Annotated in this window: 11 protein-coding genes; 9 read left to right on the forward strand and 2 right to left on the reverse strand. The window is 43.1% G+C overall.

Annotated elements, in window-relative coordinates; translation table 11 throughout:
* Positions 1-99: 99 nt before the first annotated feature.
* Positions 100-2778, forward strand: a complete 2679-nt coding sequence (locus AN213_RS16825; protein WP_055020787.1) for a M14 family metallopeptidase — start codon at positions 100-102, stop codon at positions 2776-2778.
* 145 nt (positions 2779-2923) lie between these two features.
* Here AN213_RS16825 and AN213_RS16830 read toward each other — a convergent pair whose 3' ends face one another.
* Entirely contained in the window at positions 2924-4384 is a 1461-nt protein-coding gene (locus AN213_RS16830) for a Gfo/Idh/MocA family protein (RefSeq protein WP_055199196.1), read from the reverse strand.
* 274 nt (positions 4385-4658) lie between these two features.
* Here AN213_RS16830 and AN213_RS16835 point away from each other — a divergent pair, with 274 nt between their 5' ends.
* Genes AN213_RS16835 through AN213_RS16860 form a run of 6 tightly spaced genes read left to right on the forward strand, consistent with a single transcriptional unit; the run spans position 4659 to position 11361 of the window.
* Positions 4659-5924 (forward strand): D-tagatose-bisphosphate aldolase, class II, non-catalytic subunit, encoded by a 1266-nt coding sequence (locus AN213_RS16835; protein ID WP_054561074.1) that lies wholly within the window; start codon positions 4659-4661, stop codon positions 5922-5924.
* A 23-nt stretch (positions 5925-5947) separates the two neighbouring features.
* A complete protein-coding gene (locus AN213_RS16840; RefSeq protein ID WP_055199197.1) occupies positions 5948-7066 on the forward strand; it encodes an SIS domain-containing protein in 1119 nt (372 codons plus the stop codon).
* A 17-nt stretch (positions 7067-7083) separates the two neighbouring features.
* Positions 7084-8007, forward strand: a complete 924-nt coding sequence (locus AN213_RS16845; RefSeq protein ID WP_055199198.1) for an ROK family protein — start codon at positions 7084-7086, stop codon at positions 8005-8007.
* Entirely contained in the window at positions 7985-9148 is a 1164-nt protein-coding gene (gene nagA / locus AN213_RS16850) for an N-acetylglucosamine-6-phosphate deacetylase (RefSeq protein WP_055199199.1), read from the forward strand. Before AN213_RS16845 ends, nagA begins: the two co-directional genes overlap by 23 nt.
* Positions 9149-9161: 13 nt before the next feature.
* Entirely contained in the window at positions 9162-10856 is a 1695-nt protein-coding gene (locus AN213_RS16855) for a GMC oxidoreductase (protein ID WP_055199200.1), read from the forward strand.
* Positions 10849-11361, forward strand: coding sequence for a hypothetical protein (locus AN213_RS16860; protein WP_055199201.1), 513 nt, complete (start codon positions 10849-10851; stop codon positions 11359-11361). The genes AN213_RS16855 and AN213_RS16860 overlap by 8 nt, the downstream gene beginning before the upstream one ends.
* A gap of 30 nt (positions 11362-11391) precedes the next feature.
* Here AN213_RS16860 and AN213_RS16865 read toward each other — a convergent pair whose 3' ends face one another.
* Positions 11392-12723 (reverse strand): sugar MFS transporter, encoded by a 1332-nt coding sequence (locus AN213_RS16865; protein ID WP_055199202.1) that lies wholly within the window; start codon positions 12721-12723, stop codon positions 11392-11394.
* Between the two features lie 160 nt (positions 12724-12883).
* Between AN213_RS16865 and agaR the strand changes: the two genes are divergently transcribed.
* Both agaR and AN213_RS16875 read left to right on the forward strand, forming a co-directional pair.
* Complete coding sequence (gene agaR / locus AN213_RS16870) at positions 12884-13648, forward strand: transcriptional repressor AgaR (RefSeq protein WP_054561067.1); 765 nt, start codon at positions 12884-12886, stop codon at positions 13646-13648.
* Between the two features lie 316 nt (positions 13649-13964).
* On the forward strand, positions 13965-16781 hold the full coding sequence (locus tag AN213_RS16875; RefSeq protein ID WP_055199203.1) for a TonB-dependent receptor: 2817 nt from the start codon (positions 13965-13967) through the stop codon (positions 16779-16781).
* Positions 16782-16828 lie beyond the last annotated feature (47 nt).

The following is a 16828-nucleotide window of genomic DNA, read 5'->3' on the forward strand; positions in this document are numbered from 1 at the left end:
TTTTTATGTCTTTAATTTTTGCCAATCTAACGTTTTTAATTTGTTTATTTTCAATACTTTTGTAATGTACAAATCAGATACTTTTACTTGGGAAAAATAATGAGCGCCAAACAAATAATAAAAGCCATTTCAGTGAGTGTTGTGGCAATAACGGCAAGCTTTAATGCCAGTGCAGCGAATACCGAAACAATGTGGCCGGGCACGGCTTATAATCAGCAAATACCAACATTTAAACAAGTACTTGGGTACGATGTAGGTGAGCGCATTACCAATTACAACGATATGCGTCGTTATTTAAGCGCCCTTGAACAAGCTGCGCCTGATCGTATTAAAGTGTTTAAGTACGCAAACAGCTGGGAAGGTCGTGAGCTGGTTTATGCGGTGGTTGGCACCGCGGATCATATTCGCTCATTAGAAACCCTCGCCAATAACACCCAAGCCTTGGCTGATCCGCGTATTACCTCTGAAAAAGAAGCTAAGTCGCTAATTAAAAATTTACCGACGTCTGTGTGGCTTCAGTATGCCGTGCACGGTAATGAAATTAGCTCAACCGATGCTGCACTATTCACTGCATATCACTTATTAGCAGCCCCGAATGATGCCGTTAACAGTAAAATTTTAGACAACACAGTGGTGTTTATCGACCCACTACAAAACCCTGATGGCCGTGAGCGTTTTGTTACTCGTTATTATGCGACCGTAGGTCTTGAGCACAGTGCAGATAGGTTAAGTGCAGAGCATAATGAGCCATGGCCAAGAGGCCGAACAAATCATTATTTGTTTGATATGAATCGTGATTGGTTAGCGCTTACTCAGCCTGAAAGTAAAGGCAGAGTGGCAGCAATCAATAAATATAAACCACAAGTGGTGGTTGATATTCATGAAATGGGCGGCGACCAATCTTACTACTTTGCACCGGCTGCTCAGCCATTTAATCCGCATATGACGAAAACCCAAATCGCTAACATGGATGCGATTGGGCAAAATCATGCGAAGTATTTTGATGAGTTTGGCTTTGATTACTTTACCCGTGAAATCTTTGATGCCTTTTATCCAGGTTACGGTGATAGCTGGCCAGTATTTTATGGTGCATCAGCATCAACTTACGAAGTCGGCTCTGCACGTGGCCACGTGTTTGAGAAAAATACCGGTGAACTACTCACCTATTTTAATACTGTAAAACGTCAGTTTGTGGCCTCAATTTCGACTGCCGAAGGTGCTGCCAATCAACGTGAAAAACTACTAGGTGATTTTTATCAATATCAAGTTGATGCAATTGACTCGGGTAAAGATAGCAAAGAGCGTGTTTATATTTTACCTAAGCAAAGTAACCGTGAAGGCGCTCATAGACTCGCTACCTTAATGGCTGAGCATGGTGTTGAAGTTAAACAAGCAACTGAAGATTTTAAAGCCTGTGGCGTTAAATACAAAGCAGGTAGCTACTTTATTGATACCGCGCAGCCACGCGGGGTATTTGTGCGTACCACATTTACAGACCAAGTAGATATGGCTGAAGCATTTGTAAAAGAGCAAGAAAGACGTCGTGCTCGTAACCTAGGTGATGAAATTTACGATGTCACAGGTTGGTCGCTGCCGATGATGTTTAATGTTGATAGCGATAGCTGTGGTCGCGCTGTTAGCGCAGACAGTAAAGCGGTTCAGGCCGACGACACATTGCTTGGTAAAGTGAATAATCCAGAAGCCTCTGTGGCTTATATCGTTGCTTGGGGTGATACAGCCGCAGCACGCTTTTTAACAGCAGCACTGCAAGCTGGCATTAAACTGAAAAGTGCTGATCAAGCATTTGTATTAGGTGATAAAACTAACTACCCAGCGGGTAGCTTAGTAATCGAAAAACGCCTAAACGATAAAGACTTACTCACCAAAATTAGCCAAATTGCTGAGCAAACTGGTGCAATAGTTGATGGTGTGGATTCAAGTTGGGTGATTGAAGGCCCAAGCTTTGGTAGTAACAAAACAGTGCCTATGGTAGCACCAAAAGTGGCGATTGCATGGGATGCAGCCACTCGTGAGCTAAGCGCCGGTAATACTCGTTTTGTTATCGAAAGACAGCTTGGCTACCCGGTGACAGCTATTCGCACACCCATGCTTGCTTGGGCTGATTTAAGTGATTACCAAGTGCTTATTTTACCAGAAGGTAATTACGAGCAAGCACTAGGTAAATCGGGTGCAGCTAATTTAAAAAGCTGGGTTAAAGCGGGTGGCGTGTTGATTGCCCTAGGTAATGCTAACCGCTTTACCACTAATGCTGATTACGGTTTGTTAGATGTTCAACGCGAGCAAGCTTACCGAGAAGATAAAGCAAGTAGCAGTGATGATAAAAGTAGTAAAGTGGCAGGGCAGTTATTTGCTTCTCGCGATGATTTAAAAGCAGCGAGCATTGAGCCACATACATCGCCAGACTATGTAGCCGGTGTACTTGCAAATGTTGAAGTAGACCAAGAGCATTGGTTAACCGCTGGGGTTGATAAAGACCTTGTTGCGGTAGCTTACGGTAATGATATTTACACGCCAATAAAACTGAACTCAGGTAAAAACTTAGCCTGGTTTACAGGTAAAGATGATGTGCTAGCAAGTGGTTATCTATGGCAGCAAAATAAAGCACAGCTTGCGTATAAGCCATTGCTTGTTCATCAACCGCAAGGCAAAGGCATGGTGATAGGCTTTACACAGTCACCAACCTACCGTGCCTACCTTGAAGGCATGAATGTACTGTTAACTAACACGATTTTCCGTGCTGCAGCACATGCTCAGTAAGGTTTTAGTCTAATCAAAAAGCCCGCCGATGTTGCGGGCTTTTTTGTGTTTAGATATCTATAAAACACAATTCCAAAAAGAGTGGGCAATAAAAAAGCCCGCAGGGCAAAGGGCGGGCTTTTTAGTATTCCAAGGAGAGAAAGTGCTAAGACACAATCCCTAGTGGCTTACCTGTTTGCCAAGCGCCACGGGTAAAGTCTGGAATCGTTTTGCTGTTACTTCTATCTGCAACTGATGCCATACTTTGCGGGAAGATTGATGACCATGCTGCGGCATCGTATACATCTTGATCGAGTGGCTCATTATTGCGTAAGCAGTAGATCATGCGCCAAAGCATAATGAAGTCCATACCACCGTGGCCGCCGTTACGAACAGCTTCTTCACCCATGCGTTTCCATAGTGGATGATCAAATTCAGCACGCCATTTTTCCATATCTTGATCCCAGCTATGGAAGTTTTGCATATGTGGTTTACGACCCTGTGAACCTGCTTTCTCCCAGGCAGCGAGCTCTGCTTCATATTGCTGTTGGTAAATTTTCGCGATGGCTGGTGGCACATCTTCAAGAGCAATACGGTTAGGGAATCCAGCAAATGTGCCATTAGTACCTTGAATTAAGTTATGGCGGCTGTACGGACGAGGGCTTGTGGTGTCGTGCTGAACCATAATGCTACGACCTTTCACTGTTTTAATAATGCTGGTGTTCATGTCGCCAGCAGTAAATTTCAGTGAGCGACGTTCGTGGCCCGCAGGAAATTCACGCTCTGCGTAAGCTGCGCGGCCAAGTGCAGGTGAGCTGACTGATGTAACAAAATCAAAGCGGTCACCACGGTTGATGTTCATATACTGAGAAACTGGGCCTAAACCATGGGTTGGGTATAAGTTACCGTTTACCTTGGTATGCCAGTAAGTACGCCAAGAACCTGTGCTGCGGTCAATTTCTTTCATTTGCCAACGCAGGTCATGAATATAAGCAGCTTCACCATGCAGTAACTCACCAAATACGCCTTTACGAACCATGTTTAAAACCATTAACTCGTCACGGCCGTAGTTAACGTTTTCCATCATCATGCAGTTCTTTTGCGTGCGCTCAGCAGTGTTTACTAGTTGCCAACACTCTTCCATCGTGGTTGCTGCAGGTACTTCAACAAAGGCATGCTTACCACTTTCCATGGTCTCAACACTCATCGGTGTGTGCCATTTCCAAGGGGTTGAAATGATCACAATGTCGATGTCATCGCGAGCAAGCATGTCTAAATAGGCTTTATCAGAACCCGTATAAGCAGTTGGTTTAGGTAAGCCTTTTTCAACAACATAATTAACAGACTTATCTAGCATTAGCTGATCTGTATCGCAAATAGCTTTAATTTCAACACCTTCAATATGGCAAAGATGTTTAACATGGCCGCTACCACGTTGACCAACCCCAATAAAACCAACACGTACCACATCCATTGCTGGCACAGCTAAGCCCATTACGCTTTTACCTTGTGCTGCAAGCGGTGTGCTTTGATTATCACCTTGTTGGCTTTTTGCACAGCCAGTCACGACTGTCGCGGCGGTAATGGCTGCGGCAGATTTTAAAAAACTACGTCTATCTATTGTCATAACGATACCTAAATCACTGAGATTATTTTAATAGTGGGTTTCAGTTGTTTCTGTTATATCGCAACTCAAAGTCAATTACAATTAAATGCTTTCAAATTCTTTCGTAACCTTGGGTTTTATCATTTTGATCCTTATTTAATAGTGTAGTTAGCGTGTTTTAAACTTATTTTACACCTTTCGTTGTCTTTCGTTTTGTTGCGCAGCGTTTCACGCTGTGCTACTGTAATTTCAAATCACGTATCTAACCATAGGCGTAAGCTGCTTGGAGAAAACCATGAATGCATTAAAAACGATTATAAATAACAATCGAGTAGGGCAAGCGCAGGGTATTTATTCTGTGTGTTGTGCACACCCGCTCGTTATCGAAGCAGCAATGTTGCAAGCTCTCAATGATGACACCGAAATTTTAATTGAAGCTACGGCGAATCAAGTTAATCAGTTTGGTGGTTACACAGGGATGAAGCCCCATGACTTCGTTGAGTTTGTTCATACAATAGCCGAAAAAGTAGGGTTAGATACCCAGCGCGTTATTTTGGGGGGTGATCATTTAGGGCCAGTGTGTTGGGTAAATGAGCCTGCAGAGGTTGCAATGGTAAAAGCTGTTGACCTAGTAAAAGCCTATGCAAGCGCTGGTTTTAAGAAAATTCATTTAGATGCCAGTATGCCATGCGCTGACGATGGAGAACGTTTAGCTGATGCCGAAATTGCCAAGCGTGCCGCATTGATGTGCCAAGCCGCTGAGTCGGTAGCAAAAGATAACGATATTCTTTATGTGGTGGGTACTGAGGTTCCTCCTCCGGGTGGCGCTACAGAAGAACATGAAATTATTGAGGTATCTCATGTTGAGGGAGTGCAGCAAACAATCGAATTACATCAGGCTGCATTTGCGAACTTAAATATAAGCGATGTCTGGTCACGCGTTATTGCTGTTGTTGTGCAGCCGGGAGTTGAGTTTGATAACCATCAAATTTTTGATTATCAACGTAATGAAGCTCAAAAACTAAAAGAGTTTATCACCACTGTCGATAACCTTGTTTATGAGGCTCACTCTACCGACTATCAGCCAGATCATTGCTACCACGAACTGGTACAAGATCACTTTGCCATATTAAAAGTGGGTCCTCAGCTTACCTATGCACTACGCGAAGGGTTGTTTGCATTATCTTATATTGAAGATCAATTAGTCGAAGCGGCTAAGCGCTCTAATTTACGTGATGTATGTGAGCGCATCATGCTTGAAAAGCCACATTACTGGAATAAGTTTTACCCAACACAAGGTGCTGAAGCTAAGCTGTTTAGAGCTTATAGTTATAGCGACCGTATTCGTTATTACTGGCCTGAAGATGAAATAAAACAAACTGTAGAAACACTGTTTGAAAACTTAGAAGGGCAAATTATCCCACAGACCTTGCTTAGTCAGTTTATGCCAGCGCAATACAAGGCATTGATCAATGGCCAAATTAACTCATCACCTCGTGAGTTAGTACTCAATAAAATAATGGAAGTAACGAATACTTATTCGCGTGCTTGTAATCAATAAGTGGTGTTGAGAGAGAATTAATTATGACGCAGTATTTATCTTTAAACGAAGCAGAGCTTAAGCAGCAAAACGCATATTGGACAGCAAGAGAAATCTCTCAGCAGCCAGAGTCATGGTGCAATACAGCGGCTATTATTGAAACGCATCGAGCAGAAATAAGCGCATTTTTAGCGCCAATTTTGGCATTAAAAGGACTGCAAATCGTATTAACGGGGGCTGGCACATCAGCCTATGTTGGCGAAGCATTAGCACCACACTTATCAGCTAAAACGGATTTAAATGTGCGCGCAGTTAGTACTACAGACATTGTGTCTAACCCACATGGTTTTTTAAAGAAGGGCACACCCACTTTACTTATTTCTTATGCGCGTTCAGGTAATAGCCCTGAAAGTGTCGCGGCGGTTGATATCGCAGAGCAAGTTGTTGAAAAGTGCTATCACTTAGTCATTACCTGTAATGAAAATGGTGAATTAGCGAAAAGAGCGGCAGCTAAAAAAAATAGTTTTAGTGTACTTATGCCAAAAGAAACCCTGGATGAAAGCTTTGCTATGACCAGTAGTTTCACTTCGATGCTGCTTTCAACCTTATGTATTTTTACCCCTGATGTTAATCAGCTTGCACAAGTTGCCACGCAAACAGAGCAGCTGCTCGACACGCAACTTGAAGAGATCAAAGGCTTTGCGCAAACAGATATTGAACGTTTGGTGTTTTTAGGAGCAGGCTCATTACTTGGCTATGCGAAAGAAGCGGCCTTAAAGTGCTTAGAGCTGACCAATGGTGATTTAATAAGCTACTTTGAAACCCCACTTGGTTTTCGTCATGGTCCTAAAACCATTATTAATGATAAAACCGCAGTGATGTTAATGGCCTCAAGTGATTTTTATAGTAGTTTGTATGATACTGATTTATATAATGAACTACTAAATGACCAACAGTGTTTAGCGGTTAAAAAGCTGGCGTTAAATACTGAACTGGTCGAGCTAGATGATGTTTGGCAAGGTCTGTATTATATTGTCTATTGTCAGATTTTTGCATTTTATAAATCAATGTCACTCGGTTTAACACCTGATAACCCTTGTCCTACGGGCGAAGTTAACCGTGTTGTAAAAGGGGTAACTATTTACCCATTAACTTCTCGCTAAGTAGTGTTGGGTAAAGTATGGCTGTTTACGGACTCGATATTGGTGGTACAAAAATAGAGACCGCCATTTTTAATGATAATTTAGAGCAACAGCAAAGTTGGCGTATTACTACGCCAACTGATGACTATCAGCAATTTTTGCACGCAATTTATCAGCAGGTAATTAAAGCCGATGAACTGACAGGTTGCCAAGGTGCGGTGGGCATCGGTATGCCAGGTATCGTTAATGATGAAGGTAAAGTGCTGTCGGCTAATGTGCCGTGTGCCACAGGCAAAGTGATTGCCAACGATCTTCAAGCATTATTAAAACGCCCTGTTGCGATATTAAATGACACCCGATGTTTCGCTTTATCAGAAGCAAATGGCGGAGCTGGTGAAGGTTATAGCCGAGTATTCGGTGCCATTGTTGGCACTGGTGCGGCGGGCGGTATGTGTATTGATGGAACCTTGTTTAACCAAGGTTTGGGCATGTCAGGGGAGTACGGCCATTTACCACTTTCAGCATATTTGCAGCAAAAATACCAGCTGCCAGTTTTAAAGTGCGGTTGTGGTTTAAATGGCTGTGTCGAAAGTTATATTGCAGGGCCCGGTGTACAAACCTTGTACCAGCATATTACGCAATCTCCTAAATCTGCGATTGAATGGGCAAACGATATCAAACGTGGTGATGAGCAAGCCTTAAAGGTGCTAGCTTGTTACTTAGATATTCTTGGCGAAACCTTTGCTGCTATTAGTAAAAGTTTGCACCCAGAAGTTGTCGTGCTTGGGGGCGGGTTGTCGCTCATTGATGCAATAGTAGAAAAACTCCCTGACGCGATTCAAACTCATTTATTTTCAGGTTTTGCCGTGCCAGAAGTGAAGCGCGCAAAATTTGGTGATTCTAGCGGCGTAAGAGGCGCTGCAATAATAGGAAGTGTTCATGCTAATTCCAACGCATCTTAATCGTTATTACTTAAAAGCCGCAAAAGTGGTGACTGCTGATGCGGTTTTACTCGATCACGTGGTCTTGGTCGAGCAAGGTAAAATTACTGCCATTACCAAGCAAATAACGCCCGAGATCGAGGTAATTGATTTAGGTGAGCACAGTTTATTTCCGGGCTTTATCGATTTACATATTCATGGCCGGGAAGGCTGCGATATTATGGACGGCACCCCAGAATCACTAGAGACTATTTCTCGTTCTTTAGCAAAGCACGGCGTAACGGGTTTTGTTGGCACAACGGTGACCGCAGACTGGGACGTCTCAATTCAAGCTTATAAAAATATGGCGAGTGCGTATCAAAAAGGCTTGGCTGGAGCGCAGTTGCTTGGGGCTTATAACGAAGGTTTATTCTTTGCCGAAGCTCATAAAGGCGCGCATAACGAGTCATTTTTTTTAGAGCTTACTAAACAGCGATTTGATGAAATTTATGCCGCATGTGAAGGTTGCTTAAGCTCATTTGCGTTAGCGCCAGAACTACTTAAATCCCCCGATATGATCCGCTATATCACCGATAAAGGTGTGCGTGTGATGCTCGGCCATACAGATGCTAATTTTGAGCAAACAACACAAGCTCTTGCTCATGGTGCCTGCGGTGGTGTGCATATTTTTAATGGTATGCGCGGTATTCATCATCGTGATCCCGGCTGTACTGGCGCACTGTTGATGGACAACGATGCCATGGTTGAGCTTATTCCTGATGGTATTCATTTGCACCCGAGCATCATGAACATGGTTTACCGTTTAAAAGGGGCAGATAAAATTGCTCTGATCACAGATTGCGTGAGCGCCGGAGGCTTACAAGATGGTCGCTACCGCTTAGGTGAGCTTCCTATTGTGGTTGAGCAAGGTGTTGCACGCACTGAGAGCGGCTCTTTAGCGGGCAGTACATTAACCATGGAAGTTGGCGTTGAACGCTTTTATAACCTAACCGACGCAAGCCTAGTGGAAGCAACTAACATGGCCAGTTTAGTACCCGCTGAGTTTTTAAATAAAGTGGAGCAAATAGGCAGTATTGCGGTAGGTAAACAGGCTAATTTTGCCCTGCTCGATAAAGACTTCTCTGTGCAAGCAACGATCTGTGCGGGTAAGCAAATCTATTAAAAGTTAAGTGAGAATGCAGGCAAAAGTATTCGATGCCATTGTTATTGGCAGTGGCATTACTGGCGGCTGGGCTGCTAAAGAACTAACCGAAAAAGGGCTCAATGTACTGTTACTGGAACGTGGCAGGCAGGTTGTGCACGGTACAGACTATATAACTGCCTTTAAAGATGATTGGCAACTGCCATTTCGCGACAGGCCCAGCCTACTAGAAAAACAGAATCAAGCTAAACAAGCACGCACTGGCTATGCCACTAAGCAATCAATAAAACACTGGTTTGTGAATGATTTGCAGCACCCTTATCAAGAATCTCAGCGTTTTGATTGGATCAGAGGGTATCATCTTGGTGGGCGCTCATTAACTTGGGGGCGGCAATGCTTGCGCCTCAGTGATATAGATTTTGCAGCCAACAAACAAGATGGTCACGGCGTTGATTGGCCTGTGCGCTATCAAGATATTGCGCCTTGGTACGATAAAGTCGAAGCCTACATCGGGGTTATTGGCGAAGCGCTGAACTTACCTCAGCTACCAGATGGACCTTACTTACCTCCTTTTGCGCTTAATGCCGTAGAGCAGCAGCTTAAACAAAGTTTATTAACTCACTACACTAATCGTCACCTCACCATCGGTCGAGTAGCCCATTTAACCAAGGCAAAGCCTGAGCAAGGTCGTGCACCATGCAGCAAGCGCAACCGCTGTATGCGAGGTTGTCCAACTGGTAGTTATTTTAGTAGTTTAGCCTCTACCTTACCTGCAGCGATGCGTACTGGGCGACTCACTATCCAGACTCACTCCATTGCCAAAGAGATTATTTACAATCCAGATAGCGGGCAAGCCACAGGTGTGAAAGTAATTGATGCTGAATCTAAAAAAGAGCGTATCGAGCGAGCGAACATCATTTTTTGCTGTGCATCAACGGTAGCCACAACAGCCTTGTTATTAAATTCAACCTCTGCACGTTTTCCTAATGGCTTAGGGAACGATAGTGGAGAGCTTGGTCATAACCTTATGGATCACCATTTTAGGGTTGGCGCAACTGGCGAGCCTAGGGGCTTTGCTGATGACTTTAATGATGGCGACAGACCCGTTGGCTTTCATATCCCGCGTTTTCGAAACCTTGATGATAACGAGCAGCATAGCTTTATTCGCGGCTATGGCTATCAAGGATACGCAACACGCAAAGATTGGCGACGGGGCTTTAAAGAACTTAGCTTTGGTAAGGCTTTTCGAGAAGAGCTTGCCAAGCCTGGGCCTTGGCAAGTTGCATTGATAGGTTTTGGTGAATGCCTGCCTTATCATCGTAATAAAATGAGCTTAGATCCGGTATTAAAAGATCAATGGGGATTACCTTTAGTTAATTTCGATTGTCAATTTGCAGAAAACGAGCAGCGCATGCGCGAGGATATGAAAGCACAAGCCGTCGAGATGCTAAGCAAAGCTGGTTATCAAAATGTGCAAGCGTACGATAAAGGCTCAGCCCCGGGGCAGGCCATCCACGAAATGGGAACTGCGCGCATGGGGCATGATGCTACAACCTCTGTGCTTAATTGTTACAACCAAATTCACAATGTGCGTAATGTTTATGTCACTGACGGCTCATTTATGTGCTCGTCGGGTTATCAGAACCCTTCGTTAACCTATATGGCATTTACTGCAAGAGCCGCCGATCATGCTGTACGGCATTATCAAAACGGGGTGTTCAATGGCTGATCTACAAAGGCGAAATGCGATTAAATGTTTAGCTGCATTATTCGGTGCGGCTATTTCGCCAGTGGCTGCGACTCAGCTATTTGATAAAGTGGAGGACAATCATTTTGAGGTGCTTAAATCTGAGGCGCATCGAGATGTGGTTTCGCACATGCAGGCGGTTATTTTAGAGCTAGAGCCAAATGAGCAACTGTATTTTAATTTAGTCGCTTTCACAGATTTAATGCTAGCAAATACACTAACTACGACTGAACGTGCGGCATGCTTAAAAGGCGCTGAGCTAATTGCAGAAGGTGCTCTTTCATCGTCGCAATTAGCAGATAAACTCACAGGTTTATTTTCTATCTCTTTGCAGCAGCAACAGCGCATAATAGCGCAGCAAGCCTTACCTATTTCAGAAGTGAGCCCTGAGAAGCGTGACGAGTACTTAATATATAAGTGTATTTTTACCGTGCGTGAACTTTTGCTACTGGGCTATTTCACATCAGAAAAATTGCAGGCTAGTTAAATTGTAAAACAACTAAGCCTGCTCATGTCGTTACTTACGCCAACTTGTTAGTTTGTGACCAATCAGTGCGTAATAAAGAATAAACGCATAGCAAGGGATCAACAGATAGTAAGCTTGTTGTGCATTGCCTGTATATTCTGCAAATACACCGTATACCAAAGGCAATAGCGCGCCACCAGAAATCCCCATAATCAGTAATGCCGCGCCGGTTTGGGTTTTATCGCCAAGATTTGCAAGGGCCATAGGCCAAATGGTTGGCCAAACGAGCGCATTCGATAAACCAAGTAATGCAACAAATAACACGGTATCTGGAAAACTGTTTTCAGCAAGCCAAAAGAGCACTACGTTTGCAATCGCTGTTTGTTGCGGTTCAATCAAAATGATGCACAGTGAAAATACACAACCACTTAACGCGGAAAATATCAGCGCCTGTTGCTGACTAAAAAAGCGAGGAATTAACACGATACCTAAAACATAACCTAGCACCATAAAGCTCATGGTGTAAGAGGTGAGTTCTGCGAACTGCAATACCCCTTGTTCTTTGCCGTACAGGCCAATAGTGTCGCCGGCAATAACTTCTGCACCTATGTAAAAGAATAGGGCTATCACGCCTAAAACTAAGTGTGGAAATTGCAGGACTGATTTACTCTCGCTGTTGTTGCTGGTTTTTGGTTGTTCAATATCAGGTAGCGGAGCCAGCATGATTAACGCGGCTAATATCACTAATGCGATTGCCATTACAAAGTAAGGAGTAATTAAACGATTAGCCAGTTCTTGTAACTGTAATTGCTTTTGAATGCTGTTTAATTGGGCCAAAGCCTCTGGACTAAAGCTGGCAATGTCGCTAAATACAATCGCTGAGAAGAGCAATGGAGCAACCACACCAGCACTCTTATTGAGAATACCCATAATGCTAATGCGCACGGCTGCCGTGTCTTTAGAGCCTATTAGCACGATGTAAGGATTCGCAGCGGTTTGTAATAAGGTGAGGCCGCTACCTAACGTAAATAAGGCAACCAAAAATAACCAATACGCTTGAATTTGTGCCGCAGGAATAAACAACAGTGCACCCAATGCCATGGTGCCTAAACCAAACGACATTCCATGTTTATAACTGAATATTTGCAAAATCTTAGCGCTTGGCAGTGCCATCACGGTATAGGCGATATAAAACACCAGTGTCACCATGTAAGCTTCAATATGGTTGAGATCGCAGACCATTTGTAAAAATGGGATTAAAGAGCCATTAAGCCAGGTTATAAAACCAAATAAGAAAAACAAGCCACCTATGATCATCATAGGCAGTAATTGCGTGCGATTGGTGTGTTCTGTTTGCTCTAACAGTGAGCTTTGTGTTGTCATTTTTGTCACCAAAGAAGTTTGTTGTGAAATAATCATAAAACAAAATTCGTAAGTTTTGAAAGCTTTATTTTATTTCGAAACTAAATTTGGCTTTGAAACTGTAAATTGTGTAATATTGAACTACAAATTTGAAAGCAGCTATTAAAACAACAGGCCAGCTATGCTAACCACAATAGAAAGAAGACAAAAAATCGTCCTGATGACTGAGGAAAATGGCAAAGTAAATGTTAAAGATCTTGCAAAGACCTTTGATATTTCGGAGGTTAGCATTCGCCATGATCTTAACGAGCTCGGTAAGCGTGGCTTAGTAGTCCGTTCACGTGGTGGGGCAATTGCCTGCGATAAATTGGCTAAAGAGCTTTCGGTAAAAGATAAGCATAACGAAAACTATGCTGTGAAAGTGTTATTAGCGAAAGCTGTGGCAAGTTTGGTTGATGATGGCGATTCATTGATTATTGATTCTGGCACCACCACAGAAGAAGTTGCCAAAGCATTAACCAATAAGCAGGGCCTTACTGTGATGACAAACGGCCTTAATATTGCCCATGTACTGGCTGATATTGAAGATGCAAATGTGTTTATGCTGGGTGGGCAATTACGAAAGAAATCAATGTCTTTTTACTCAAATGAAGTCGAGCAAGCACTTAGTAAATATAACTTTAAAAAGGTTATTTTAGGGGTTGATGGTATCGACTCAGAAGCAGGGATCACCACCCATTATGAGCCCGAGGCAATGCTGAATCGCACCATGTGCACCCGCGCAGATAAAGTCATTGCAGTCACAGATTCAAGTAAATTTGGTAAGCGTGCTTTGTATAATGTATTGCCGCTTAAATCAATCGATGTGCTGGTCACCGACAAAAATATGCCAGCAGAGTTTGTTGAATCATTAACGAGCTTAGGTATTGAGGTGATTACTGTTTAACTCTCTAGTTAAATAGGATTAATGAAAGGTGGCTTTTGCCGCCTTTTTTATTATCCAAAATAAATCGTACCAGCCCACCGAAAGAAAATCTTTTAAAAAAAATCATTATCGTAACTTTCGAAATTAAAGTCCCATATTTAAAGGCATTCGAAGCCATTTTTTTCATATGTAAAACAAATTTCGTAACTATCGAAAGTTTCACAAGGTAATTTATTGTTGCTAGATTGTTTCATTTTGTTATAGATTAAATATAAGGCCTTACTCATTACCATTTTTATGGTGAAAAAATCTGAACATTTAAAAACAGGAAATCATCATGGCAACAACAACTAGAAAAACATATTTGAGCGTGCTGATAAGCTCGATTCTGGCCTCATCAGTCAGTTTCGCTGCAACGGCCCAACAACAAGAAAACGACAGTAAGGCCGAAGAGGATGTTGAGGTTATTGAAGTTACAGGGATCCGTAGCAGTATTAAAGAATCAAACTTTCGAAAGAAAGAAGCAACGACGGTTGTTGATGTCGTTGTCGCTGATGACATCGGTAAGTTCCCCGATGAAAACTTAGCGGAAGCATTGCAGCGTATTCCGGGCATCACCATTACTCGTAATGGCGGTGAGGGGCAAAATATTTTAGTCCGTGGTTTAGGTGGCGGCTACAACATTACCACGTTGAATGGTCGTAAACTGGCTTCTGAAAACTCAGGCCGCGACTTTAACTTTGACACCATTGCTTCAGAGTTAGTGGGTGCGCTTCAGGTGTATAAGTCGCCAGAAGCACGCTTAATTGAAGGGGGCATTGGTGCAGTTGTTGATATCGAAACGCGTAAACCACTAGACCAAGATGGCTTTACCTTGAGCGCTTCAGCAAAAGGGATTTATGAATCTCGAACAGGCGATGTACACCCGCATGCTTCATTCATCATCGGTGACAACTTTAATGATGATACTTTTGGTGTGCTTTTCTCGGGTGCGTATTCTAAGAAAACCTTACGTGCAGACACATACTCGGCAAGCGGCTTTTTTGATGAAGAAGAAGGTTGGGGGGCAGACAGCGCTGGTGTGCCAGTCGACATGAACGGCAACGGAGAAATTGATGGGCAAAGTGAAATATTTGCCTCAAAAATCCCGAGTTACATGTATTTTGCCAACGCGCAGGATGTGCGTGAACGCGTCGGTGCGACGTTAGCAATGCAATGGCGCCCAACAGATACCCTAGACATTAACTTTGATGCTCTTTATTCACGTTACAACACCGATGGTCATCGCTATCAAATTGGTTTTGTTAACTATGATGAAAGCTGGACGCCAGGCACGCCAGTGTTTACTGATGCAGAATTTGATGACTCAGGTCGTGTAGTGTCTATGACGCAAACCGGTAACACCATGGTGGAGCTACTCAACTTAACCAACCCACGTAAAACCGATACTTATCAGTTTGCTCTTAATGCTAAATGGTATCCAATGGATGGCCTAACACTGGCTGTAGATGTTGCCCATTCAAAAGCTAAAAACGAAAACGGCGGTGATAACCGCTTTATTGTTGCACGTGGTTTTATTGACTCGATTGGGATTGATTACACCACAGGTAATATGTTGCCAGATGTGACCTTATCGCCGGGCTTAACTGCGGATCAATCTTACGGTGCACACTATAGCCGTAATACAGGTACTGGGGTTGAAGACACTGTTAATGACTTTAAGTTTACCGGTAAGTTTGTGCCTGAAAGTGATTTAGTGACCCGTGTTGATTTTGGTTTAACCTACCTTGAACAAACGAAGAGTCAGCTTGAATATGCATCAAAAAATGCCAGCCAATTCAGTAATGGTGGTCAGTATTTAGAGCGCGATGGCTATGAATTTGATGACAGCACCGTGGTCAATGTTGGTGATTTTAACCTCTTTGAAATCCCAAGTGATGTGTTTGTTGAGGCAAATTTCGATAACTTTTTAGAGGGCGAAAGTAGCATTACACCAGAGCCATGGCCAAGTTTCGATTACGATAAGTTACTTGCTTATTACCGCTCAATTAATGCTGAAGCAACCGATAAGAGCATTGTTGCATCGCTTAATTCTTCGGGCACTTATGAGGTAACCGAAGAAGTTCTAACTGCGTATGCGCAAGTGACGCTCGAGAGCACTCTTGCAAATATGCCGTATATGTTAAACGTTGGTATTCGCGGCTCGCAAACTGAAGTGAGCTCTAAAGGGTCGGTTTATGATCTATCGTTAATTGACTTACAAGAAGATGGTAAACCACTTGAAAATGGTTGGCGCGAAACAGTTGAGCAATCATTTAAAGGGGACTACAGCAACATTTTACCAAGCATGAACTTTAAGCTTAGTATTACCGATGATTTAATTTACCGCTTCTCTGCGGCACAAGTGATTAGCCGCCCATCTTTAAGCTACTTACGTCCGTGGCTTGCGCCAAACTTTGATACATATCGTGAAGGCTTACCGCAACTTTCTATGGGTGATTCGTCGTTAACACCTGAAGAAGCTAATCAAGCAGATATGACTTTAGAGTGGTACTTTGAAGACAGTAGCTCGTTAAGTGGCGGGGTGTTTGTAAAAGACCTGAAATCATTTATCGATTACGTCGAAAGCCCAGTTGAAATCGAAGGTGTGCGTTACTTTGCATCTTACCCAGGTAAGAGTGAATATGGTGCAACTATTAAAGGGGCTGAGTTTGCTTATCAGCAGTCGCTAGAAAACTTACTCCCCGAACCGTTCAATGGCTTAGGCTTTCAGCTTAACTACACCTATGTTGACAGTAGTTACGATGAGCCAGAGCTAAAAGAATCAGGTTTGCCATTTAGAGGCATGTCGAAGAACTCATATAACGCCGTGGTTTACTATGAGCAATATGGTTTCCAAGCACGTTTAGCGTATAACTGGCGTAGCAAGTTCTTGTCGGATCCTGACGCATGGGGTGGTCCATATTGGATCTCTGATTATGGTCAGTTAGATGCCAGCATGAGCTATAACATCAGTGACCAATTCACAGTGTTTGCCGAAGCAACGAACTTAACTAATGAACGTTATTGGGGTTACACCAAGCGTACTGACCAAGTGAGTTACCTTGAGCGCTTTGGTACTCAAGTTGCCTTGGGTGTTCGCGCTAGTTTTTAATACCAATTCGCTTAATTAAGTGGTCTATTTTGAGGCAAGAAAACCTC

Source organism: Pseudoalteromonas sp. P1-8, from assembly GCF_001399985.1.
Classification (GTDB): domain Bacteria; phylum Pseudomonadota; class Gammaproteobacteria; order Enterobacterales; family Alteromonadaceae; genus Pseudoalteromonas.